The sequence below is a fragment of the Crateriforma conspicua genome (assembly GCF_007752935.1).
Classification (GTDB): domain Bacteria; phylum Planctomycetota; class Planctomycetia; order Pirellulales; family Pirellulaceae; genus Crateriforma; species Crateriforma conspicua.
Genome location: NZ_CP036319.1, coordinates 6,255,507 through 6,280,441, shown reverse-complemented (window position 1 = coordinate 6,280,441; position 24,935 = coordinate 6,255,507). Strand labels below are relative to the sequence as shown.

Below are 24,935 nucleotides of genomic sequence, written 5' to 3'. Positions count from 1 at the left end.
ACGACTATTCGATCGGCGCCGTTTCGAAGTCGTCTTTGTTGACCCATCCGGCGTTCATTTTTTCACCGTTCATGTAACGCTCGTAGAAATTCTTCGTTCCCGAGTTGACGTATTCCATCTGTTCAAAGGTCTCGCCTTTGCCAAACATTCGCGGATCATCTTGCAGTTTCAGTTCAGCGTTCATCTGGTTTCGCAGCGCCCGCATGATGCGTGCATAGTCGGAGTTTTTCGCCAGATTCACCAGACAATCTTGATCGGCCGATAGGTCGTACAGCTCTTCACTTTGACGTTTTCCAAAGCACTGGTCCCAGTGCACCGTATCGGTTCCGTCACGACGGCCCTCAAGGATGACCGACTTGGTCGGGCTGCCGTCGGTATTCAGGTAACCGGTTTCCGGATTGCCCGCGGGCCAGCGGTCGATTTCATAGTTTTGGATGAACAGCATGTCATCCTGGATGATGCCTCGGATCGGATATCCCCAGTCGTTCGGACGTCCGATGTCGTGTCGTTCTTTGCCGATCAACACGTGGTCGCGATTGGGATCGACTTGTCCTTCGAGGTCGCTTTCCAACAGTGCGACCAAGCTTTTGCCGGTCACCGGTTGCATGATGCTTTCCTGAATCTGCAAGCCGGTCGCGTCCAGGATGGTCGGCGCCAGGTCGATCAGGCTGACGTAGTCGTCGATCCGTCGGCCGGTGTGTTGCATCCGTTGCGGCCACATGATTGCCAATGGAACGTGGTTGCTTGACTCGTAAGCCTGTCCCTTGACTCGAGGGAAAGGCATTCCGTGATCCGAGGTGACGATGACCAACGTGTTGTCCAGTTCACCCAGCGACTTCAATTGGTCCAAAATGCGTTGGGTATGCTTGTCAAAGTGTTCGACTTCGACCGCGTAGTCCAGCATGTCGTTGCGAACGGTTTCATTGTCGGGCCAATAGCCGGGAACACGATCGATGTCTGAAAGCTTTTTGCCGGCGATCCGTTGGCCAACGCCATATTCGTAGGCTCGGTGTGGTTCAGTCGCGCCGTACCAAAAGCACCACGGTTGTGATGTGTCAACACTGCGGATGAAGTCATCGAAGTTTGTCGCGTAATCATTCGCACTGATGTGTTTGGCCGGTGGCTTGGCCGTGCGTTTGGTGAACGGGACGCCGGTCATCTGACGATTTTTTCCGTTGACGTCTTTGGCGATTCCAGGGCCCCAGCCTTTTCCGGTGGTTCCCACCTGATATCCGGCGACCTTCAACGCTTCGACGTACGTCTTGAACTTGGGCGGAAAATCACAGATGTGATTGCAAGCTTCTTCCAACTGCCACGAGTTTCGACCGGTCAAGATCGCCGCCCGTGATGGCGCACACTTGGCGTTCGGGGTGTACGCGTGGGTGAAGACGACGCCTTGCTTGGCGACTTGATCGAAACCAGGCGTTTGAACCCAATCACATCCGTAGGCTCCGGCATGTCCGTATGACCAATCGTCGGCGATACAAAGCAAGATATTCGGACGCTCGGTCTCGTCCGTTGTCGATTCGCCTTGCGCTGTGCAGCACAGCAACAGGCACGTGGCGATGACGATCAATGCCGACAACAGCCGATCGGTCGGGTGCTCGGCCGACGCAGTCGTTGCCGGATTGGCTGCGGGATACGTCACGACGCGGTGGGCAGCACGGTGTCGGCGACTGACAGTGGGAAACCGAAACGGGGCGGCCGAAAGCGAAAGGGGGGACTTCATGGTGATGAATTTTTGGGGAAGGTTCACGGACGGCGGCGGGACTGTGGGCTGGCCGGGAAGACAGATCTGGATATTCCGGTTTTGATCGTTGGCCAGCTGGTCAGTGTATCTGCGTTTTCGAAGGTTTGGTTTGCCAGCCCGCTGGTGGCGATTGAATGGGATCCTGGTCATCAAGCCTTGATTGACGTGATGAAGCCGTCATGCGGTGCACCGAAAAGGCGGCTGTTCCTACGGACTTTACGGGCGGCACCGCGCCGAAAACGACCAGGAACTGCGGCTTACCGCGAATTCCGGGGGAAATCGGCATGAACGAAGCCAAGCCCGACCTAGGGTCCAGCGGTTCAGGACGTCGGATCCACTGGCTGCTTGCGGGCGAAATGCCGCAGTCGGCAGCCTGGGGCGGGAATCTGCGTTTCTGAGTCGACAAAAATGACCTAGAAAATCCGATTGTGGGCTCTGTCTGAGCTCAGACTGATCTCACTTTGGATCAAGACGGTGGGTTTTTGCGGCCAAGAGTTAGACTCAGGGCGAAACCTGCAGAGACACCAACTTGATTGTCGAGTATATTGAACAGTCCCTCCGGGGTGCACATCGCGGCACACGTTGAATCGTTGTTGCGGTCGCTACGCTCCATCCTTCCCACCTCCGATTTTGTCGTGTTTGTTGTCACGCACGTGTCGATCGCCTGCCATGCCGGGTGTCGTTATGTGCGCTGCACGCTGACGAATGCCAGCCGCCTAACGCTGTGCCGACTAGGTTCCGCTTGGGCAGTGGCGACCGTTTTGCAAGCGATAACGAACCGATTCCCACCCACCTACAAAGATCACTCCGATGTCTCAAAAGAATCAGCGATCTGACGTCAGCCGACGGCTGAATTGGAAAGGTGCGATTTCCGTTCGATCGGATGCTCGTCTGCGTCGATCACGCCAGCGTCGTGGTGCGATCCCCGTGTTTCCCAGCCTGGCCGCGGCATCGTTGGTGCCCGTGTTTGGTCTGGTGTTAGCGTCCAGTTTCTGGGGCGGTGGCGAAACGCTGGACGATCGCGTGTTGTGGCACACGGTGGCGACCGAAGACTTGCAAATCAGCGTGATTGAACGCGGGAATTTGGAAAGCCAAACCAACCTGGAAATCAACTGCGAAGTCGAAGACGTCCAGCGAGACGGCATCAACGGCACCCCGATCGTTTGGATCATTCCCAACGGCAGTAGCGTCAAGAAAGGCGACTTGCTGGTGGAGATCGATTCGACGCCGATGCGCGAAGAATTGGACGAACAGATCCTGGATACCGAAACCGCGCGATCGAATAAGATCCAGTCGGAAGCGGATTACAGCAACCAGTTGGTACAAAACGAAACCGCCAAGGCGGAAGCCGAACTGAAGGTGCAATTGGCCAAGCTGGAATTGGAAATGTTTGTCGATGAAGAAAGCGGCACTTACAAGTTGGCCGTGGACGAAATTCGACGAAACATCCACAACGTCAACAACGACATTTTGGAAGCCCAGGCTTCGCTGGAACTTCGACGCGACGATCGTCAGGGCATCGAATCGCTGTACAAGTTGGGCTATGCCAATCGCAACGAACTGCGCAAAAGCGAATTGGCGTTCTTGCAGGCCGAAGGCAGCTACGCCGCTCAGTTGAACAAGTTGCAAACCACCTTGGCCACGCTGAAGCGGAAGGAAAACTACGAGCGAGAAATGCAGTTGTTGACCTTGGATGGCAAAGTCAAAACAGCCGAACGTCTGCTGTCACAGACCGAACGTAATAACGAAGCACGTTTGGCCAAGGTGGAAGCGATTCTGCGGGCACGCACCGAATCGCTGAAGAAGGAAGAGGAGCGTTTGGAACGCTATCAGACCCAGCTGAAGGCCTGCAAGATTTACGCTCCCGAGGACGGGATGGTCGCTTACGCGTCGGATCGCAACACCGAGATCCGCGAGGGCGTGCCGGTCCGTTATCGTCAGCATCTGATGTCCCTGCCATCGCTTAGTGCGATGCAGGTCCAAACGACCGTTCATGAATCCGACTTGGATCAGATTCAGCAGGGCATGAAGGCTCGCATCACTGTCGACGCATTCCCCGAACGTGAATACTCAGGGACGGTTCAGTCGATCGCCGTTTTGCCCGCACAAAACTCTTGGCGTGGCAGCACCACCAAGGTGTACGAAACGGTCGTGACGATCGATGACGAAGTGGCACACTTGAAGCCCGGTATGACCGCCGTGACCGAAATCATGGTGGACTTCTTGGAGCAAATCGTGACGGTGCCCATGCAGTCGATCGTCGAACGCAACGGCGTGACTTGGGTGTTGACCCAACAAGACGGTCGCTTGATTCCACGCCAGGTTGAAACCGGTCGCGACAATGATTCGATGGTGCAAATCGTCGAAGGTCTGCAAGCGGGTGAATCCATCGCTTTGAACCCTCGCGAGTTCATCGACGATTTGCTGGAGACCGATGCCTGATGTGGTGGTCGACGTTCCGCTTGTCCGTCCGCAATTTGCTGTTGCACAAGATGCGAAGCACGCTGACGTTGCTCGGGACGATTCTGGGCGTCGCGTCGGTCATCGCAATGCTTTCGATCGGCGAAGGCAGCAAGCAGGAGGCCTTGGAACGCATCCGTTCGTTGGGGGCCAATAATGTTATTATCCGCACGCTTTCACCGGGCGAGGCGGAAGACGGCGGTGACAACAACAATTCGTCAACTTCCGCAGTGACGTCACGCAGTCTGTATCAAGTCAATGCATTTGGGCTGACCTATGAAGATCTGCGTGTGCTGGAAGATCTGCCCACCAAACGGTCCGTCGTCCCGGTGATGATGCAGCGTCGTGATGTCAGCCAGGGCGGGAACCGTTTGGGCGAAGCACGTGTTGTCGCGACGACTCCCGAATTGTCTGCCGTTCGCAACATCCAGGTCCAACGTGGGCGTTTTTTGCAACGTCGCGATCGCGAAAGCATGGCCAACGTGGCCGTGTTGACTCAGGGCGCGGCGACGGAACTGTTCGGATACAACGATCCATTGGATCAACCGATTCTGGTCGGCGGCACCGCGTTCCGGGTGGTCGGCGTTTTGTCGGCTCGTGACAGCGGGATCGCTCGCGCCGGTGAATCGGGCGGGGACGATGCCAATCGCGACATCTTCGTGCCATTGGAGACGGGCCGAGCACGTTTCGGATTCTTGACGCGTGAAGCCGCCAGCAGTCGCGAATTCGACCGCGTCGAACTAAGTGAGATCACGATTGCGGTGGCCGATGGCGACCAAGTTGCACCGACGGCGACGATGGTCCGTGACCTGTTGGAAAAGCGACACACCGACACCACCGATTACCAGGTACTCGTGCCGCTGGAGTTGATGGCCCAGGCGGAACATGAAAAGCGGATTTGGAATTTGGTCTTGGGGGCAATCGCGGGGATTTCACTGTTAGTCGGCGGAATCGGCATCATGAACATCATGCTTGCGACGGTGACCGAACGGACTCGCGAAATTGGGATCCGGCGTGCGATCGGTGCCAAACGCCGTGACATCATTCGCCAGTTCTTGGTCGAAACCACGGTCTTGTCGGCGACCGGCGGCCTGTTGGGGATCTTTCTGGGAATCAGTATTCCAATGGTGGTCACCGCGGTTGCCGGGATGCAAACGGTCACCAGTGCAGCTTCCATAGCGTTGGCGTTTGGGATCTCCGTTGCGATCGGCATCATCTTTGGTGTGTACCCGGCCTACAAAGCTGCGGCGATGAATCCCATCGAAGCCCTTCGGCAGCAGTGACCGATGTGGCAGATCGGTTGCCTGTGATTCGGTCGCGTGATCGTCGGGAAACTTGACGTCTTTTGCGACAATATGCCTATGTCGTTTTGACACTGCGCGTGCGGTTCTGATGCGTCTTTCTTGACCGAAGGTGGCTACAATGGGGCGCAAAGTGAACTGTAACGGCGACATGTTCGCCCATGTGACAGGCATACTTTGTCCCTCCGATATCCCCACCTTTCAGATTGGATTCACAACCAATGTCTGACGTCAAGAAAACCACGACGGAAAACCGTCGATCGTTCATGAAGAAAGCGACCGCCGCCGCAACTTCGGCAACCTTGGTGACCGGTGCAATGCGTCGTGTTCACGCCGCGGAAGATCACACGATCCGCTTGGCGTTGATCGGAAGTGGGGGACGTGGTGCCGGTGCCGTGGTCAATGCATTCAATACCAAAGACCAGGGGCCGATCAAGCTGCACGCCGTGGCTGACTTGGAATCGTCGCACATCCAAGCCCGTTTGGTCCCGTTGACCAAAAAGTTTCCGGATCAAGTCGATGCACCGGAGGAGCGTTGGTTCTTGGGCTTTGACGCCTACAAAAAGGCGATCGACACCCTGCGTCCTGGCGACGTCGCTATGTGCACGACGCGTGCATACATTCGACCGGTACATGTCGAATATGCCGTCAGCAAAGGCATCAATGTTTTCATGGAAAAACCGTTTGCCTGTGACCCGCGTGGGCTACAACGGATGGCGAACGCCGGAAAGATGGCGGACGAAAAAGGCGTCAAGATTGCTTGCGGTCTGCAGTGTCGTCACTCACCCGCCCGCGCCGCTTTGATTGAAAAGCTTCGCGACGGCGAACTGGGCGAACTGGCCTATGTGCGTGCTAATCGTCGCGCTTCACGGCGCTGGATGGGATCCCAACGTGAAAAGTCCAACATCTTCAAAGAACAGCTAAAGTTCGGGAAGACGCATCTGTTGTGGGTCGGATCGGGACACATGGTCGACAACTTGATCCACCAAATCGATGAATGCTGTTGGATCATGGACGACTGGCCGGTTTCCTGCGACGGGATGGGTGGACGTGAAGTCGGCAGCACCGATCACGGCCAAAATATCGACACCTACACGATGGAGTACACCTTCCCCGACGGACGTAAAGCGTTCTGTGGATTCCGTCGCGCCGAAGGCGGGCACAGGGATTTTGCCACCTACATCCATGGCAGCAAACGAGCCGCACAGTTTTCTGGGAACGTGCACAAAGCGACCGTGCACATGTACAAAGACTTGCGGGTTGACGATGACAACATCGATTGGCGACCCGAAGCGGACAAACTGGTCCCCTGGGACTACGAATGGGTCGACTTTGTCCGCGCGATTCGGTCGGACACCCCCTACAACGAATGTCATCGTGCGGTCAAAGCCGACTACGCGTCGTTGATGGGCCGAGCCGCAGCACACTACAACCGCATCGTGACCATGGACGAGATCGTCAATTCGAACTTCCAGTTCTGTGACTATCTGGACGACCTGACCGACGACAGTCCACCACCGGTGCTGGCCGATGCCGACGGTGTGTTTCCGGCACCCGTCGCCGGCAAGTGGATTGAAATCTAGCGTTTCAGTTTCACGTCGGTGTTGCATCAACGGTCCGGTCGGATTGGCCGGACCGGCCGCTGGCGGGGCGGAAAAGTTTGCCTGACCCGACCGACCCCTTCGTCGTGAGAAACCGTCGAAAGGCGAATAACCGATTGCCGATTCCAAACTGCGTGGTTCTCGCGCGCCCTTGGAATCGGCATGACCGTCTTGATCATCAGCTTCACGAATCTTCGCTCACGCTGGTTCGTCCTTGGCACCATGCTTGGGGCGGTCTGTCTTTCCGTTGGCGGCTGCACTCGCAAACACTACCGCACCCAAGCGGATTGTGATGTCGAGGCGATTTATCAGGAGAAACGCGCCGAAGAGGCTTGGAATCTGCCTCGTTTGCCAGGGATTCAGGTCGATCCCCGATCGCGTTTCTTTGACCCGTCGCCCGAAGATTGCCCGGCGTTGCCGCCACCCGAACCCCGTTTGCACGGGTACACGCTGCCGCAGCTTGCGACGGGTGATCCACGCCAATCGGTGGATTTGGCCGCGGATGAATCGGGCGACTTGGAGTCCGTTGACGACTCGGCGGAGCCGGACGAAACGCGGGGGGAAGCAAATCCCGAAACGACTCCGCAGCCTGAACTGATCCCAGCGGGCAACAGTCCTGAACTGATCGACCCTGGTCTGATTGATCCGAACGTACAGGGGGCCGCCGACCAGTCGCAAACCGGTACCCATCAACCGATCATAGTGCCGCCGTACTCGGAATTTAAATCCGTCGCACCTTCATCAAGCGACCCGACCAGTTCTGGGAAACCAAAACAGGTTGCTGCGGCGACAGCGAGCGTCGGGAACATGCGAGTTGCTGACACTTTTGTGCAACAAACATCCGCGGTGCAGCTGGCTGCGCCAGGTGCCACCGATGGTAGTCGGCCGGCCGCGGAACTCGCGATCAGTGACGACGCCGATCCCGAACAGGTGGACGCACCGGAGGAACTGGCGTTGCCAGCCGATTCGGAGGCGGTCGATTCCGATTCATTGGGCCAATTGCTGCAGAATGCTCCAGACGCAGACGCCGACAATACGCCGTCCATCGAGTCGGACGCCGCAGACGATGAGCGTTTGGAAGACAGTGATGCGCAACCAACGGGCGGTTTGCGAATCGTGCCGATTCCACCGGAATACTGGGGGCGAATTCCTCAAACATGCATTCCCAGAATGCTGGAATTCGAATCGGTACGCGAAGAATTTCGTCGGTCGTATCCCAAAGCAACCGATGCAGAAATCGAGCCGATGCTTAGCGATGCGCCTCGCCTGTCATTGCCCAACGTCATGGAACTGACGTTGATCAACAGCCGCGAATATCAGACGCGTAAAGAGATCCTGTATCGGGTGGCGCTGCGTTTGACTCGCGAACGCTACGATTTTTGGTTGCGTCCGACCCGCCGGGGCAACGGAACGGCCTTGAACTATACGCACTCACGGTTTCGCGGACTGACCAACAACCGGTTGGCGATCCCCACCAATGCGGCGGTCACGCAAACGTTGTGCACCGGAGGCCAATTCCTGGCCAGCTTTGCCAACAGCGTGGTGCTGACGTTCAATGGGCCACAAGGCTTCGCCGCCGATGTGGGATCAGAGTTGCTGTTCGATTTTCAGCAATCGCTTTTACAACGCGACATTGTTTTCGAAAGTCTGACCCAGGCAGAGCGAGACGTGATTTACGCGGCTCGGGATCTGATTCGGTACCGACGTGAGCTTTTTGTCGACATGGCCGGTCGATATTACAACCTGTTGCTGACCTATCGGGCGATCGAGATCAGTTCACAGGACTACTTCAGTAACCTGCGGGCTTTCCTGCAGGGTAGGGCAGAGTACTTGAAGGCGGGTCGAATTCCACGCATTCAGGTCGACCAGTTTGAACAAAACGCACTGCGGAGCCAGAGTTCGCTGGTGGGTGATTGCAATCGATTGGAAACCTCATTGGATCGGTTGAAGCTTGCGATCGGCTTGCCGCCGGAAATGCCGTTGAATATTTCGCTGAGCGAATTGGAGGCATTGACCACCAGTGACGAATTGACCGTGACCCGCCAGCTTGTCCAGCGAACCAAAACGTCGTTGCTGGAAACCACGGCGGGGCGATGGAGCGAACGAGATTCGGTGGTCAATGGTGCGACCGTACTGGTGGACCGCCTGATGGATACCTTGCGGGTCCGTAATGAGGTGTCCGGGATTGATGAAGTGACCGACGAACAGCGTGCTGCGACGCAATTGGAATCAATCCTGGCCCTGATCGAATCGCGTTTGCAGGCAGATCAACTGGATGCGATTCGGCGTCGGGAACTGAGCGGCGACTTGCCACCGGAGCCAATGATTCGCTTTGCGCGAACGGTTGATCTGATCGATGCCAAGCTGGCCCAGGCCGAAGCGGCCATCGGTCTGCGGGCGCTGATGCGACAGGCGGAATCAGCCGCATCGAGCCCCCCTGATCCCGACGCCGGGCCGGCCGATCCGGTCGAGGATAATGGTCTGGAACAGTTGGACCAGCAGGTCGAAACCTACAATCGCGAACTGGATCAATGGATTCGGCAATGGGAAACCGCGATCGAAAAACGACAGTTGGATGAATTGGAATCGCTATCCAAACGCGGCGATCCTTTGTTACAGCGGGTGGATCGCTTGGATCGCGAAGCCGCCGGCGATCTGTTGCCCGACCAAGAGGGCGAAATGGATGAACTGATCGCAAAGACGGTCAAGGAGATTGTCGACTTGGTGGATCAGGTGGCTGGTAGTGATGTTGGCGGGTTGGATGAAGTTGATATCGATGACGACGAAGCAATGCTGACCGCATTGGTGCAACGTTATGACTTGATGAACCAGCGGGGCGAATTGGCCGACGCGCGACGTCAGATCAAGTTGGCTGCGGATGATCTGCGTTCGATCATCGACATTCGTGCGACGCATATTCTGCGGACACGAAGTGATGTGAATCGTGCCTTTGATTTCACGTTCGACGACAGCGAAACTCGGCTTAGTTTTGCGCTCGACACGCCGCTGAATCGACGGATCGAACGCAATGCTTATCGTACCGCGTTGATCAACTACAACGCAGCACGTCGCGCTTTGATCGACCAAGAAGACCAGATCAAGTTTTCGATTCGTGAACGCTTGCGTCAGCTTCGATTGCGGCGCACCCAGTATGAAATCGCCGTTGCATCGGCGGCACTGGCGTACGAACGTGTGGTCAGTACCCGACTGCAACTGCAGCTAGCGGTCGGTAACGTTGTGGCACGTGACTTTTTGGAAGCTCAGCAAGACTTCACCGGAGCCTTAAATTCCGTGGCTCGAGAGCACATCAATTTCATTCTGGAACGGATCGACTTGTTCTTGGCGATGGAAGCGATTCGTCTTGATCCCAATGGATACTGGGAAGGCGTCGACGATGAACAGTTGGAACTGCCTTTGCGACCACCGTTCTTGGAAGCGAATCCCAATCCGTATGGCCGGTTGGCACCGTGTTTGATGTACAGCGATGAAATCCGCAGTCTGCACTGATCCAAGGGTTCACTAAAGTTCGGGTTGCGCAATGCCGGTGGATAGGTCGAAGGCCGACAGCATGCTGCCGAATGTCAGGTCCGCGAAAACCGCAGCGTGCTGACCCTTGGGGACATCGAATTCGACCGTCGCTTTTCGCCGGTTTTCAGCATCCGCATCGAATCGATGGAATTGACGATCGCGGAAATCGCGTGTGTCGGAAAATGCCACCCAAAAACGAAAATCTGACACGTCGCGATCGGACTGTGCGGTGAAGCGAATGGACCGCCCGTCGGTCTGGGTGGACCACTGGATGGACGGTAATCGCCGGCCTTCGGCGCATTTTGCGGCAAAGGTCGCAATCGAAGCGGTCACACGCATATGCCCGCCTTCCAATCCGTGTCCTGCGTTGGCAATGGTCAACACATTCTTGGGCGACGATAGGTCGTTCCAGTAGTTGTCCAGGGCATCGCAACGCCAATAGCGATCATTTGCGCCATTGATCAGCAACTTGGGGACGCGTATTCGATCCCGGTACTCGTAGGGATCCATCATCAAACGCAATTGTCTTTCTGCATCACTTTCGTTTTCAAGATTGACCAAGCCAGCTTCGGTGTAGTCGGCGATTTGTTCGCTGAAGAAGCCCCACTTCTGCTTCTGGTCTTCCATCTGTTTTCGAAAATTCAGTGTGTCGATGACCATGGGGGCAATGCCGATGACGCGATCATCCGCGGCGGCCGATAACCAACTGGTCCAGCCTCGCTTTGACGCACCGGTCACGATGAAGCGTTCGATGGGACGTTGTAATTGTTGTTCGCTAAGTTCACCAACGCAGTCCATCGTCTTGACTGCGCTCTTGACCATCGGGAACAACAGCGGCCATGTCCCGTCGCCCGTGTCGAGGTATTTCAGCCAAGTCGCAGCAATCAATGCGTCCTCATATTTGCCCCCCAGCAACGGTTGATTGGGGACCTGGAACAAGGCCACAACCGGCATACCGCTCATACCGGCTAAAGCCACACAGGCGGGTTCGATCGCTGCATTGGGCGGACGACGGTTGGAGCCACCGTTGATGAACAAGATCGCTGCATCCGGATGCGGACAGGGCTTGGGGACATAAACGCGAACATCGTGCTTCCAAACGATGTTTTGCCAACGCTGGCTGGTCAGTTTCAACGACCACTTCTGATAACCCGCGGTATCAACCTTGTCTTCCAATTGCCACTGGTAATCAGGTTCGTCCGTCTGGATGAACCCGGTAAAGGCGGCTTGTGGTTTCGCAAAATCTGGGTCCAAACCAAAGGCGGTCCAGGGACAAAAGATGGCTTGGACCGCGACCAAAGCAAAAGCACCTGTCCAGGTGCGACAAGTCGTTCTGCTCGGTCGGTGGTCGCGTCGCGTTAAGTTATTTTGAAGGCCCATCGAAAAGTCGTCCTGTGTAGGCGGCAGATCGCATTGGTGGTGATCGTTCCGGATTGCAATGTATCAGATGCAAAATCCAGTGCGATCGACGAAGTGTTTTTTGTCTTCCAGCGTGGTGAAGGGTTTGGCCGTGAAGGTGCATGCAGCGATTTTGGTGACCATCTTGTTTGGGGTGATGGCAACGGCACGTGCGGAGCAACGTGTTCCATTTCCCGTGGACTGGACATCGATGGGTGAATCGTCACTTGACCTTAGCCGTTTTCTGGATGCTCCCGCAGGCAAACACGGGTTCATCCGTCCACAAGGAGAACACTTGGTGGATGGGGCCGGCAAACGCTTTCGGATTTGGGGAGTCAATCTGGGCGGGCCGGCGTGCTTTCCCGAAAAGCAGCAGGCCGAACGACTGGCCGATACGTTTGCCGCCCTGGGAATCAACTGTGTCCGATTTCATGGACTGGATTCAGCTTGGGGTAAAAGCAGTCTGGACCGATCAGGTGATCGATGGGACCAGCTGAATGAAGCGGACCTGGCAAAGTTCGACTATTTGTTTGACCAACTGCGACGGCGTGGGATTTACGCCAATTTGAATCTGAACGTTTTTCGGACCTACGGACCGGGCGATGAAGTTCCGCAGCCACGTGAACTGGGGCTCGGGAAATGGGCCACTCATTTCCATCCGCGTTTGATTCAGTTGCAGCAGGACTATGCCCGAAAACTGTTGACTCGCATCAATCCATACACTGGACGACGCTATTGCGAAGAACCCGCGGTCGTGGTGGTGGAAATCGTTAACGAGAATTCGCTTGTGGGCGGTTGGTTAAGCGGCAGATTGGTCGGCGTAGATGATCAAGACGGGGGAACCTGGAGCCCTTTGCCGACGCAGTACGCCGAGGAACTGAACCGTCAATTCAACCGTTGGCTGGCGGAAAACCGATCGCCGCAACAGAGACATGAATTCGAAAATCAGGCGGGACAGGCTGGGCCTTTGACATTGCTGTCGCCCGATGAATTTTCCAGGGTCAGTCGCGAACGATTCGAAACGGATTATCAGTTCATTGTGCAAACAGAGCGTAAGTTTCTGTCGCAGATGCGATCCTTCTTAAAGGATGAAGTCGGTCTGCAATCGATGTTGATCGGTGATTCTGATCACAGCGATACGTTGAACGGATATCCGCACATGCTGAACAACGCCATGTTCGACTACATGGACGGACATGGGTATTGGCAGCACCCCAGTACGGGCGCAGAGGTCAGGATCAAAAACGATCCAATGGTGAACGATCCATCGGACAGCACGATCGTGCAATTTGCTCGCACCGCAATGGTCGGAAAGCCATTCGTGATTAGTGAAACACAGCATCCGTACCCTCATCAGTATGCCGCCGAGGGGATGCCGATTGTTACCGCGTTCAGCATGCTGCAAGACTGGGATGGTGTGTGTTTTCACGCCTGGGGATCCAGCTTCTATGACAGCAAGTCAGTCATCGAGCGACATGAATTGTTCCAGTTGTCACCCGATCCGATCAAAGTGGCCGCGATGTGGGCTTGCGGTCTGATGTGGCATCAGCAAGTGATCCAGCCCGCTGCCGAACGGACGGTTCGGAATGTCAATGCTAGCCAAATGGTCGATTGGTGCCGAGTCAGTCGTTGGGATCGTCGACCTTTTTTCGACCCGCTGTTTCCGAGGATCTTACCTCTCGTACAGCAGACGCGTTGGCAATATGTGGGCGATGACGAAGTGCCGACCGCAGATTATCCGGCCGTGTTGATCGACAAGGGGATCCGATCCGAAGGCGGACAATTGGATTGGCTTGGTTTTCAAGACGGTCGTGGGCATCTGTTGATGCAAACGCCGATGGCCGAAGCGATCGTAGGATTTCAATCGGATTGGCGGGGTAAAGCCTGGAAAGGAACTCACCACATATCGACGGACTTGTCCAATGAATTTGCCGTGGTGATGTTGGTCAGTTTGGACGGGCAGCCGATCCAACACAGCCGTCAGTTGCTGTTGGTAGCGGCCGATCGAGCCGTTTGCAAAGGATTGACTTGGCATGACGATATGCAAACGGTCGACCAGTGGGGCGACGGCCCTGTGGAGATTCGTCCGGTCAAAGGAAAGGTCTCAATCAAGGGTTGGCAGGAATCCGAAAAGCTGAATGTCAGAGTCCTGGGGGCCGTCGGGCAACCAACCGGCGAACAGTGGGCGGCGGAATCACGCGGCGATCGGCATGTGATCGACGTGGGTTCGCCAGCGGGAATCATGGCAATCGTCGAACGAAATCCAGCTGGACCGAAATAGTCGATGGGATCGGAACCGTTACACTTCTCCCTTGTCTGATCGCCGGTCGGGGGTTGCCAAGAAGGTTTGTGTTGCAGCGAAGAGGCGGCCGCGGCAACGCTGTCTTTGAAATCGGTCGATTCATCCTTTTCGACATCGTCAATGTCGCTGCGTCGTCAGGATAGAATGGCGACGTGACCCACGATGCGGAGAAATAGGAATTGGCAATCGATCGACAACTAGATCCAACTGACGAACCAGGACCCGGATGTTTTGCCTCGGTCGGGGAAATCGATAGCCTGTACCAGTTGCCGCTACGTGGACGTAACGGGCGGCACGGACAGCACGGTACCAGTTATCGTCGCCCGCCGGCGCGTCCCGGAAAGCGTGGCGCCAACGGCGGCAATGCGACATCACCCGAAGACGGCGGCGACGCCAACGACGCGATTATCCGGCTGGGATTTTCGGGGATGGATCAGCAAAATCTGCAGCTGAACGGTCCTGTCCAAGTCGATGTGAACATTGGCGACCAGGGCTATGTCTTCATGAACGGTCGGGGAGGTCGAGGCGGCAACGGCGGTGACGGTGGCAATGGCCAGCCAGGCAGCCGCGGATATCGTGGACGCGATGCCACTCGTTTTTCGCGTGGCGGAAACGGTGGGCCCGGTGGCGACGGCGGCAATGCGGGCAATGCAACCGATGGTGGAAACGCGGGCCGCGGATCCGACTTGCGGCTACAGATCGATCATCGCGATCTGGGGTTGCTGATGTTGGTCAAGGGCGATCAACGCAGCGGCGATGTGGGCTTCGCGGGAACGCCGGGTAAACCGGGAAAGGGTGGCCCCGGAGGTCCCGGTGGCAGCAGTTATCACTGGACCGAGACCAGAACCTATCGTGACAGTGAGGGCCGAACGCGGACGCGAGTGGTCCACCGTAGCAATCCGGGAGGGTTCCGAGGCAGGGCAGGGCGTGATGGTGCGCCCGCGTTTTATCGACCGGTCGATGGTACCGAGGCCCGCCCCGGGCGTCTGGCAATTGATGTTCGGTTGCCCGAAGGCGTGGTTCGTTATCCGTCTCCTTACGACCTGCAATTGCGAACACTGGATGTTGCATCGGAGTATGCCATCCTGGAACCCGATAGCCTGGTCAGTGCCGACGCCATCACCATCGTCAATTGCGGTGGCATGCCGACGCCCGACAATTTTGTGGTGCGGATCTTTCTGGACCGTGATCGATGGATTCTGCCCGATGAAGTGGATCTGGTCTTGGTCAAGTCGTTGCAGCCGGGCGAAAGTTTTACGTTCCAAAACGCCGGCTTGCGTTTTCGCTTGGGTGACTATGACGTTGACCGCCCACGACGTCAGCCGTTCACGTTGGATCATCAAGTCAATCCACACTGTCGGATGGAAAGTGGGATTTGCCGTCCTTTTCGTCAGTTCGAAAACGGCGAAGACATCGAGGTTCGTTTTCCGATCGAATTGACCGAGATCGAAGCTTTGGGCAGTCTGACGCCCGGGGAGTCCACTTGGGTGCGTGTCGGGATTACTAACGTCAGTGATGAAACCTTCGATAACCAATATTTGTACCGTGCCGTCAAAAGCCAGATGCGATTGCTCAGCGGTGACCTGGCTTTCGAGAACATCGCCTTTTTTGATCCAACCGATCAATCTTTTGACTTGATGTCCACGGATTTGACCTGTCCTATCGGCGATTTGCGGCCAGGGCAGACACACCAGATTCAAACCCGAATTGGCATCCGCGAAGATGCGGATATTGTTCCCTATCAAGCTTTCCGATTCGGAATCGATCTGCACCTTCAACGACCGAAATCCAGCCCGCGTCACGATGAATTTCGTTGTGTCGACTATCGGAACTGGCAAATTCGCGTTGCCGAGCCCTATCGACGTGACGATGGGTCACGATTCTTGCTGATTGCGAATCGAAATACCGATGTGAACGATATCGATCGCTGGACCCAGTTGGCAGACTATTTCGGCAGCGGGTTGGATGTTTGGGACGTTTCGTATTACGGTTTTTTTGATTTGGTTCGTCGGGTCCAACAGGATCGTTCTTTGTTGGATCACTGGCGTGGGATGACCATCATTATTCCGAATGATCATTTCAGGACCGCCGCCGGGCGAACGGTTTCCTTTAATGAACTGTCAAGGTCACAATTCTTAAAGGCGGCTGCCGATTTTGACATCAACTTTTACATCGTGGGGGATTCGAAAACCGGCGGTGAAGCAATGTTGGCTTCGGCGATGGTGCCATTGGATGAATTCAAGTCCGATCAGCAGCTAACTGATCAAAAGCAATTCTTAAAAGCCGTTAAACGATGGGGTAAGTATGTTGCCCGCAGTGGCGATGTCAGCCAAGCTGTGGCCAGCGATGCGTCGGAGATTGCTGACCAGGCGATGGGGGCGGTGCACCGCTTTGATGTCTCCAAACGCACTTTCTTGTTCCAGCCTGATCAAGCCTGGCTGACCAAACAAGCCGAACGGCTGCAGCAACGACTTCGCAAGATCGATCCGCTGCATCGATGGGTCATTGTGCACCGCTACGATACTGGAGACACAGATACGAACTGGGGCTTTTTTCGACATCGGCAGGTGGGGACGCTGGAGGCGCGCCGGACGCTGGATTCCACCAAGGGGTCCGTGGTTCTATATGAAGTGGATCCAATTGACCTGGTGGATCCCGAGTTCATTACCAGCAATGCCAACAAGCACGGAATTTTTTTGGCGTTGAAATTCGAAGACAAGGTCGATCGATTCATCCGGGTGGTCAGCGAAAGAGTCTTTCCACGCTATCGCGAAGACTATATCGATCGTCCATTGACGGACGAAGAAGTGCAGCAGATTGGTCAAGAGTTGTTAGATTCGATCATGGTCGATCTTTACAACGAACAATTGACTGCTCGGAACAGCCGCGTCTGGGGGCCGCTGGGTGTGGCAAGCTTGACGCCCAAGTTGAACTATTTGGCCGAACGCTCATTGAATTACGGCGTGACCTATCGGCAAATGCAGGAGAACGAAACGACGCTTCGGTTGCTGTACGATTTGATCGCCAACCTGCGGTACATGGCGATTGAAAGTCGCACGGTTTGGGATTTGCCGATTTTTCCAACCGCGTTCCTTAAACGCAGTCGCGCCGTTTCAGCTCACATGCTCGATCGCGTCGATCGGATCACCTCGGCCATCTTCGGGCCCAAGCTGTCATGGTGGGATCGCTGGACATCGGCCAGCGATGACTACAACGCATTCGGAGGCGCTAAGAAGAAGGTCCCCAAAGGATTGGCTCGCGACACAGCGGATGAAAAAATCCTTCAAATCGAAACGCGTCTGCGAAACGAACGAACGAAGTTGTCCAAGTACACCGTCGCCCAGTCACACGACGGACTGACGTATGACCCCGAGGTTCTGTTGGAAAAACAGCGGGTGATGTCGGGCAAACAATTTGATGCGCTGGTTCAGGCCGAAAAACAGGCTGAATTGCGCCGTGCGAGAACAGAATACGAAGTCGCCGAGCAGCGGAATGAGTTGTTGGTTCCGTTGGAAACGGCCGAAGTGACAGCCACGCGGCAAGCCAAATCCAAACCGACACCCATGGGCGGTTCGTTGTAGCTGATCAAACCGCCGAAGCGGATTTCGGCGATGAAACGGACGCACGTTGCAGGATGTCCAAGCTGTAAACGGCGCTGGGGATGACTTCGCATTCGGCCCAACACCCTGGGCACGATCGCACCCAGTCGCGTGACTCAGACATTTTCAGGCCGTGCCACACTTCGCTGAAGGTTTGGTCACGCAAGTTTCCCACGATCCGGCTGTTGAATTGGCACGTCGGAACGTCACCGTTGGGAAATAGCCGCAGATGACTGGTCAGGGCGACACAGGGCGGGTTCGGGCTGGCTTGGCCGTGGACGATACGATTACGGATGCCACGCAAGTAATACCGTTTTGCGATACGTTCGCCCCAGGGCAAGTGCGCCGTGTCACGTTCGGCCTGTTCCAGCAATGCGTCCAGTTTCAGTGTGTCCAAATCGCCAAACGTTAAAAATTCGCCTGGGGCTTTGGGGGCAACATCCAGTTCACGCTGGACGTTGTAGGTCGCGCTGGTGTCGTAGGCGATGACCAGGTGATGCGGGATATTCATATCGCGCAGCATCGCTTGTAATTGTCGGTAGTGATCGGCACCTTCGGCGTCGACGACGGTCTGATTCACCGCAAGTTTTAGGTTTAGCTCTTTTCGACGCGGTGCCAATGCCTGTAGCGACTTGACGACGCTGGGCCAGGCTAGGTTGCTACCACGAATCTGATTGTGTTTCTCGCCCATTCCATCGACGGAGATCAGCAACTCCAGCGGGACCGATTGATCACGCTTTTCACAGAAGTCCACCAAGCGTTTGGTCAGGAAGCCATTGCTGGTGACATGCAACATCAGGGGACGCAGTGTCTTGATTGCAAGATTCGCGATCTCGGTGAAGTCCATACGCACCAAGGGTTCCCCGCCGGTCAGACGGACCACATCCATCGTGGGCAGTTGCCGAAAGATGCGTTTGATGTCGTCCAACCGTAGGTCATCGTCGGTAGGCATCTTCCACGAATCGCACATGATGCATCGTGCGTTACATCCAAACGTCACCGTGTACGTTAACATGCGTGGCAAGACATCTTTGCGACGCCGCGTGCGCCACGCGTCTCGAATCCATCCCGGGCTTCGGGTCAAAGCTTGAGCGGTTCGGCGGAAAGAATACGTCGACGGAAGGTCAACGCCTGCGAGTGCTCGAAACAAGCTTGGGTCTCCGGGTGAATCGGATTCGGTGCATTGAAATTCGGTGTATTGAATACGGGTGGGGCGACGGCGGGACCGTCAAGGCAAGCGGTTGGTGCGGACTTCAGGCGGCGTGGGACGGGGCAGATTGCTGATCCGCGAAATCGTGATCCAAGATCATCTGATTCAAGCGATCAATCACCACTTGATTTCCCGCCGTGACGGCACCTTTGGCGTTGCGATAGCGGTCGATGTTTTCCAAGAACTCACCGACGGTCTGCGGGCCAACCTGGGAATCTTGGACGGTTTGGCCTCCGCCGGTTGTTGGCAGAAAGAATCCGTTGATCTCTTGTTCAAAGTTTCCGAATTCCGGGACAGCCAAGATGGGTTTCGACCAATGCAGGGCTTCGCCGATCAATTGGTTTCCGCTGCTACAGACAAGCGCGGTGCTGGATCGCAAGTGTTCCAGGAAACCGTCAACGGAAGTTTCCAAGAACTGGACGTTTCCCGTCGGTGACAACGCCCCAAGCCCGTACACGTAGACTTGTTTGCCGCAACGTTTCAGCGATTCCAGCAGTTGCTTTGGAAGGTCGCGGCGAAAGTATGCCACCAAGTGTTCGCCAGATTCTGATTTGGCACGCAGCACGGCGTTACGAAGCAAAGGTCCCACTTTGGTCACTTGATGCGACATCGACGGTCGGACTGGAAAATCAAAATAAGACGAAATGATCTGTCGGTCGGGACGCGGGCAAAAAAGCGGGATACTTAACCGCAGAAAACGAACTTTGCGGGCCAGCGACGATGGCAAGACGCTGGTGTCCATCGCCGCAAGAAAGTGCTGGTGATCCAGGCTGATCAACGGCAAGCTGGCACTGCGGGCGACTCGCGACAACAGCGGTTCGAAGTCGTTGATGACGTGCGTCGCGCCCCAGTTGCGGATTTCATGACGGATCGTCCGTATGCGTGCCGGCAATCGCATTAAAAAACCCGACGATGCGACCAGCGAAGATAGGTAACTCAGCCGGCGACCACGGTAGCGGAAACGCAACCCGTCCAGCCGCCGCAACGTGATTCGTTGAGGATCGTACTGGCACTGAGACAACAACTCGTGCGCCATCCCGGGGGCGTACACTAGAACGTCATGCTGTCGGCTAAGCAACGAGATAACGGTGTGGGCTCGGGTCGCATGGCCACGGCCTTCGCCTGATAAACTGTAGACAATTCGTGCCATCGGAAAGGCCTTTGCGTCATGCCAGCCTTGCGGCCTTTTGATTGCGGATCCGACACTGCACCTCAGCGGACCATTGTGCTGTTGGTGTCACCAATTTTGACCGCTGTGGATGAACATGATCCGGTCTTTGCCGTGAAGAACTGAAGAAACTTCCATCCGTGTATCTCCAAGGTTGTCTCGCATGAGCGTGCCGCCCGACGACGCTGTTTCCGACGACTACTTCGAAGCACGTGATCGATTCTGTGAACTTGCGACTCGCGCCGGAATCCGTCCGGTCAGTTATCGCGTTCGCCAGAACGAACAGGCCGGCGACCTGTTGACCATTGATGTTGCCGTCGGTGGATCGCTTGACTCCGATCAGGTCATGTTGGTGACCAGCGGCGTGCACGGCGTCGAAGGATTCTTGGGGTCCGCGGTGCAGGCAAGGTTGTTGGCCGACTGGACGCGGGACGGGTTTCCCCAAGATGTCAAAGTCGTGTTGATCCACGCGGTCAATCCATGGGGCTTTGCCAATCTGCGTCGGTTTGATCCACAAAACCGAGACTTGAATCGCAACTTTATGGTGGACGATGAACCGTACAGTGGGGCCGCATCGCTATACCCAAAACTAGATTCGATCATCAATCCAGTCGAACCGATGTCCAATGTCCTGTTTCAGTTGCGAGCCGCATGGTTGATTGCGATTCATTCCAAAACGGCGTTGCGTCAAGCGATTGCATCGGGGCAATACGAATTCCCGCAGGGATTGTTTTTTGGTGGTAAAGGGCCGGCCGTTCAGCACGAATTGATTCGACGCGTATTGGCGGAATGTTTGGACGCGGCTGGCCGGGTGGTGCACATGGATTTCCACACTGGATTGGGCCCCTGGAAATCTTGGGTTCTGTTACCGTCGGGGCAATTCACACCCAGGCATCGTCGCTGGCTGACCCGTTTGTTCGATCCGTCGACGGTGACCGAAGACATGGGGGAAAAGGCCTATCATCCGCGCGGTGATTTTGGAAACTGGTGTCGGCACGCTGTCGGGGGCGATTATTTGTACGCCTGTGCGGAATTCGGAACGTATTCTTCGACCAAAGTGCTGAAGGCACTGAGCGACGAAAATGCGTGCCATCATTTGCATCTGGCGGGCAAGATCCAGACCACCGACGCCAGGTATGCGGGGGCCAAACGACGGCTGAAAGAAGCGTTTTTTCCCGAGTCACCGGATTGGCGATCGTACTCCGTTGGCGAAGGGGTTCGGATCGTTCACCAATGCATTCAACAATGGAACAACAATTACGAATGAACGCTTTGGCACGTCTTTGGGTCGTAATCAGTCTTTTGTTGGGCTGTATCGTCGGCATCGATGGCAATGTTGCCCTGGGCGATGACGGGCTGATCGATCAATTGATCGATCCCGGAATTGAATTTGGCGACGGTTCATTGCATCCAGTTCCAAATCCTTTGGACTGGGAGACGCCGCCGCACGTGGACACGCTGGCTGGTCGTCTGTCTTGGGATCGAATGGTGCGTGATTCGGTCGTCGCACCGGTTTGGATGGATCTGGATTACGTTAAGGACGGATCGGGACAGCGTATCGGTCATCACGTTCACTTTCGTTTCGTCGTGCATGTTCCTTTGGTGACGCTGCGTGACCGCGATCTGATGCGTGACTTGTTTAGCGACGTTGATGCAGACGATTCTGATGCAGACTTTGTCGATCTGGAGCCTGAGGCGTTATCCAAGGCTGGAATCGATGCGTTGCTACGGCGGCACTATGGTTTGGCCAAAGTGCCACTGATGAATCAAGTCGTCGTCAGTGGGATCATCGAAGCGGAATCGATTTCTACCGATGACGCCTACCTGATGGTTTGGCGATTGAAGTCCGTTGATTCGGCGTCGCCATACGCTTCTGTTTGGACGCCCGTGCAACGCAATGCGGTTGGCAAACGAGTGGCAGGCGATCCGAAGCCCTATCGTGGTGCCGGTGGCTATTTGCAGTTGTTGTCCTTGGCGACGTTAGAAGACCAGCCCGTGGACGCTTGCTTGGTGGAAGGAAGGTTTTTGTTGTTCGAGCCCGAAGGCTGGTTCGGCGGAAGCAACTTCTTGCGCAGCAAGTTCCCGCTTCTGATCCAAGAGGCGGCGCGAAAGTTTCGCCGTCAAATGTCCAAGAAGTGATGCGGGACCTGAGCGTGGCAGATGCCTAGGGATGGGAGAACTTCGGCTCGATCTGCCAAAGGTACATGAAGGTCGGCAGTTCGCTGCGGTCCAGCCCGGGGACTTGAATCGGCAGTATGGATCCGATCTGCGATCGCACGGGGGTGATGTCCAGCGGCGTGAACGCGCGGTCGTTGTCCCGCCGGAGCATGATGACCGAACATGCATCGGTGTCGATGCCCGCCAAATCACCGGCCATCGTGATCGCGTCGTCGATGAATCCGGTCTGGTCGACAAGTCCCGCTTGAGCGGCTTGGGACCCAGTCACGACGCGACCGTCGAACCAGTCGTCGACAGTTCCGCCAGAGGGACCGGCCAACGCGGGGCGCGCTTGTTTGACTTGATCGACAAACATCTGATGAAACGAGTCGGCCATTTGCTGCAGCGTTGCTCGTTCATCTTCAGACATCGTTCGTACCGGGGATCCCGCATCAATCTGTGATCCTGATTTCACGGGAATCGCAATGATGTTGTACTGACCGAGTGCGTCTTCCATGTTGTACAGATTCAAGATCACGCCGATCCCACCGACGACGGACGTGCCATGAGCAATAACGGCGTCGCAGTGGGTGGCGACGTAATAGGCGGCGCCGGCACCATGAGTCATCAAGCAGGCGACGACCGGAATACCGGTGCGTTGGCGAAAGCGATGCAGGTCGTGACCGATCATTTCCGCAGCGGTCACACCGCCACCAGGTGAATCGATTCGCAAAACCACCGCATCGACGGTCGGATCTTGTTCCAGATGGCGGATCTTTTCGCGAAAGAGCGCCACGGGGTTTTCCGCCAGTGACCCGACGCCGCCCAAGTTTCGATTGACCAGTAATCCATCCAGTTCGATCACTGCGATTTTTGTGGTCCGTGAATCCGACGATCCCTGGACGACGACCGATGAAAGTGCCGACGCTGTATTGTCCGCCTTCACCTTGGTCACCAGATCACCGTTCATAGTCATCGTGCCATCGACCGCGGTTCGGCCGCTGACGTTCATGTTCCCGTCCATTTGCATGCGTCCGCCGATCATGCCGCGCATCGCGACCGGAAACGGTCGGTGCATGCAACCACCGAACAGAAGAATCAGCAAGCAAGTAAGAACACGGAATTGACGCATCTATCGTGACGGGGCGAACGGAAAACCAATGTCGGTGATGTGGATGTCCGCATGGTGGGCTTTTTCGCGAAATCCGATACCGTCGTTCAAATCGGACCGATCGAAGGGGGTTCCCCGGCTAAAGTGGATTGATCGGGGCGACCGGATCTTTGTCGAAAAAGTTGAAGTCTTACCAAAGGAAAGCCGACCCGTGCGGTTCACATCCCTGATCGCGAAAAACCTGTTTCGCCGTCCGTTTCGATCGCTGCTGACGTTGGCCGCATTGACCACGGCGATTGCCAGCGTCGTCGCGTTGCTTGGCATCGCATCGGGATTCAAGGAATCGTTCGCGGGCGTCTATCGCAGCCATTCGGTCGACATCGTGGTTTCGCGACAGGGGGCAGCGGACCGCTTGAGTAGTTCATTGGACGCATCGATCGCCGACAGGATCGGAAATGTCCCGGGCGTCCAAAAGTCGGCGGTCGTGTTGTTGGAAACGCTGTCGCTGGAACAACAGGGCGTGTACGGGATTCCGGCAATGGGGCTGCGACCCGATTCGTGGATGATGGATAACTTTCAATTCCAGTCGTCCGGCAATGACCAATCCAAAGACCGCCGGGTCTGGTTGGGAAAAAATCTGGCCGATCGCTTGGAGACGCAGCCCGGCGACACGGTCCTACTGTTCGATGATCCGTACCGGGTCGCTGACGTTTTCACGAGTCGCAGCACTTGGGAAAACGGGTCGATGGTATTGCCGCTGGATCAGTTGCAAGCGTTGACCGGCCGCGAGGATCAAGTCACGTATGTCAACGTGGTGATCGATCCGACGTCGACCCAGCAGCAAGCCGGGCAAGTGGTCCGGCGGATTGAGTCCTTGGATGCAAAGCTGTTGCCTTTGCTGACCGAGGATTTCGTGTCGACCGACACGCGGATGCAAATCGCGTCTGCGATGGCATGGATGACGTCCATGATCGCGATCTTGATCGGTGCGGTGGGGACGTTGAACACGATGATGACCAGCGTCGTCGAGCGAACCGGCGAGATCGGAATCTTGAGAGCGATTGGTTGGTCGCGTCGTCGCGTGGTGGCAATGATTTTGGGGGAATCTTGCTTGCTGGCGGTGGCGTCCACGCTGTCGGGCATCGCATGTGCTGTGGTCCTGACGTGGTTGATGAGTCGTTCGCCGGCAGTTGCGGGGGTGCTGAATCCATCCATTCGGCCCGTGGTCATGTTCCAGGGATCGGTGATCGGGATCGGGATTGGAGTGATCGGAGCGCTTTTGCCGGCGGTGCGGGCGGCACGACTGATGCCCACGGACGCTTTTCGCGATCTTGCCTAGTCTGCGTGGCC

14 protein-coding genes are annotated in these 24,935 nt (G+C 56.1%); 9 read left to right on the top strand and 5 right to left on the bottom strand.

Annotated features, from left to right (window positions below; translation table 11 throughout):
• Positions 1-4: 4 nt before the first annotated feature.
• Positions 5-1,729: a sulfatase family protein gene (locus tag Mal65_RS22940; protein WP_145303138.1), complete on the bottom strand. Its 1,725-nt coding sequence runs from the start codon at positions 1,727-1,729 to the stop codon at positions 5-7.
• An 831-nt stretch (positions 1,730-2,560) separates the two neighbouring features.
• Here Mal65_RS22940 and Mal65_RS22935 point away from each other — a divergent pair.
• The 4 genes from Mal65_RS22935 (at position 2,561) to Mal65_RS22920 (ending at position 10,619) form a co-directional block, all read left to right on the top strand.
• Positions 2,561-4,192: a permuted SH3 domain-containing protein gene (locus Mal65_RS22935; RefSeq protein ID WP_145303135.1), complete on the top strand. Its 1,632-nt coding sequence runs from the start codon at positions 2,561-2,563 to the stop codon at positions 4,190-4,192.
• Positions 4,192-5,493, top strand: coding sequence for an ABC transporter permease (locus tag Mal65_RS22930; protein WP_145303132.1), 1,302 nt, complete (start codon positions 4,192-4,194; stop codon positions 5,491-5,493). Before Mal65_RS22935 ends, Mal65_RS22930 begins: the two co-directional genes overlap by 1 nt.
• Positions 5,494-5,732: 239 nt before the next feature.
• Positions 5,733-7,094: a Gfo/Idh/MocA family protein gene (locus tag Mal65_RS22925; protein WP_145303129.1), complete on the top strand. Its 1,362-nt coding sequence runs from the start codon at positions 5,733-5,735 to the stop codon at positions 7,092-7,094.
• A 180-nt stretch (positions 7,095-7,274) separates the two neighbouring features.
• Positions 7,275-10,619: a TolC family protein gene (locus Mal65_RS22920; RefSeq protein ID WP_145303126.1), complete on the top strand. Its 3,345-nt coding sequence runs from the start codon at positions 7,275-7,277 to the stop codon at positions 10,617-10,619.
• Between the two features lie 12 nt (positions 10,620-10,631).
• Here Mal65_RS22920 and Mal65_RS22915 read toward each other — a convergent pair whose 3' ends face one another.
• A complete protein-coding gene (locus Mal65_RS22915; RefSeq protein WP_145303123.1) occupies positions 10,632-12,020 on the bottom strand; it encodes a PhoPQ-activated pathogenicity-related family protein in 1,389 nt (462 codons plus the stop codon).
• A 154-nt stretch (positions 12,021-12,174) separates the two neighbouring features.
• Between Mal65_RS22915 and Mal65_RS22910 the strand changes: the two genes are divergently transcribed.
• Positions 12,175-14,319 carry a hypothetical protein gene (locus Mal65_RS22910; protein ID WP_145303121.1) on the top strand — a complete coding sequence of 715 codons (2,145 nt, stop codon included), beginning with the start codon at positions 12,175-12,177 and terminating at the stop codon, positions 14,317-14,319.
• Positions 14,320-14,519: 200 nt separating this feature from the next.
• Positions 14,520-17,921 carry a DUF7932 domain-containing protein gene (locus Mal65_RS22905; RefSeq protein ID WP_145303118.1) on the top strand — a complete coding sequence of 1,134 codons (3,402 nt, stop codon included), beginning with the start codon at positions 14,520-14,522 and terminating at the stop codon, positions 17,919-17,921.
• A 4-nt stretch (positions 17,922-17,925) separates the two neighbouring features.
• Here Mal65_RS22905 and Mal65_RS22900 read toward each other — a convergent pair whose 3' ends face one another.
• Together Mal65_RS22900 and Mal65_RS22895 are read right to left on the bottom strand one after the other, a co-directional pair.
• A complete protein-coding gene (locus tag Mal65_RS22900) occupies positions 17,926-18,954 on the bottom strand; it encodes a radical SAM protein (protein WP_145303115.1) in 1,029 nt (342 codons plus the stop codon).
• A 238-nt stretch (positions 18,955-19,192) separates the two neighbouring features.
• Positions 19,193-20,299: a glycosyltransferase family protein gene (locus Mal65_RS22895; protein ID WP_145303112.1), complete on the bottom strand. Its 1,107-nt coding sequence runs from the start codon at positions 20,297-20,299 to the stop codon at positions 19,193-19,195.
• 181 nt (positions 20,300-20,480) lie between these two features.
• On the opposite strand from Mal65_RS22895, the gene Mal65_RS22890 reads away from it, so the two are divergent.
• Positions 20,481-21,584, top strand: coding sequence for a M14 family metallopeptidase (locus tag Mal65_RS22890; protein ID WP_145303109.1), 1,104 nt, complete (start codon positions 20,481-20,483; stop codon positions 21,582-21,584).
• A complete protein-coding gene (locus tag Mal65_RS22885) occupies positions 21,581-22,456 on the top strand; it encodes a hypothetical protein (RefSeq protein WP_145303106.1) in 876 nt (291 codons plus the stop codon). Before Mal65_RS22890 ends, Mal65_RS22885 begins: the two co-directional genes overlap by 4 nt.
• Before the next feature lie 25 nt (positions 22,457-22,481).
• Here the strand turns inward: Mal65_RS22885 and Mal65_RS22880 are convergent, their stop codons facing one another.
• Positions 22,482-23,552 (bottom strand): S49 family peptidase, encoded by a 1,071-nt coding sequence (locus Mal65_RS22880; protein WP_145303103.1) that lies wholly within the window; start codon positions 23,550-23,552, stop codon positions 22,482-22,484.
• Between the two features lie 244 nt (positions 23,553-23,796).
• On the opposite strand from Mal65_RS22880, the gene Mal65_RS22875 reads away from it, so the two are divergent.
• The gene (locus tag Mal65_RS22875; RefSeq protein ID WP_196784388.1) at positions 23,797-24,924 is read left to right on the top strand and encodes an ABC transporter permease; all 1,128 of its coding nucleotides are present in this window, start codon (positions 23,797-23,799) and stop codon (positions 24,922-24,924) included.
• The last annotated feature ends 11 nt before the right edge of the window (positions 24,925-24,935 follow it).

Bases quoted from the DNA above. Each gene is read 5' to 3' on its own strand.
- Mal65_RS22940 (WP_145303138.1), bottom strand. From the start codon at position 1,729: ATGAAGTCCCCCCTTTCGCTTTCGGCCGCCCCGTTTCGGTTTCCCACT.
- Mal65_RS22935 (WP_145303135.1), top strand. From the start codon at position 2,561: ATGTCTCAAAAGAATCAGCGATCTGACGTCAGCCGACGGCTGAATTGG.
- Mal65_RS22930 (WP_145303132.1), top strand. From the start codon at position 4,192: ATGTGGTGGTCGACGTTCCGCTTGTCCGTCCGCAATTTGCTGTTGCAC.
- Mal65_RS22925 (WP_145303129.1), top strand. From the start codon at position 5,733: ATGTCTGACGTCAAGAAAACCACGACGGAAAACCGTCGATCGTTCATG.
- Mal65_RS22920 (WP_145303126.1), top strand. From the start codon at position 7,275: ATGACCGTCTTGATCATCAGCTTCACGAATCTTCGCTCACGCTGGTTC.
- Mal65_RS22915 (WP_145303123.1), bottom strand. From the start codon at position 12,020: ATGGGCCTTCAAAATAACTTAACGCGACGCGACCACCGACCGAGCAGA.
- Mal65_RS22900 (WP_145303115.1), bottom strand. From the start codon at position 18,954: ATGTTAACGTACACGGTGACGTTTGGATGTAACGCACGATGCATCATG.
- Mal65_RS22895 (WP_145303112.1), bottom strand. From the start codon at position 20,299: ATGGCACGAATTGTCTACAGTTTATCAGGCGAAGGCCGTGGCCATGCG.
- Mal65_RS22890 (WP_145303109.1), top strand. From the start codon at position 20,481: ATGAGCGTGCCGCCCGACGACGCTGTTTCCGACGACTACTTCGAAGCA.
- Mal65_RS22885 (WP_145303106.1), top strand. From the start codon at position 21,581: ATGAACGCTTTGGCACGTCTTTGGGTCGTAATCAGTCTTTTGTTGGGC.
- Mal65_RS22880 (WP_145303103.1), bottom strand. From the start codon at position 23,552: ATGCACCGACCGTTTCCGGTCGCGATGCGCGGCATGATCGGCGGACGC.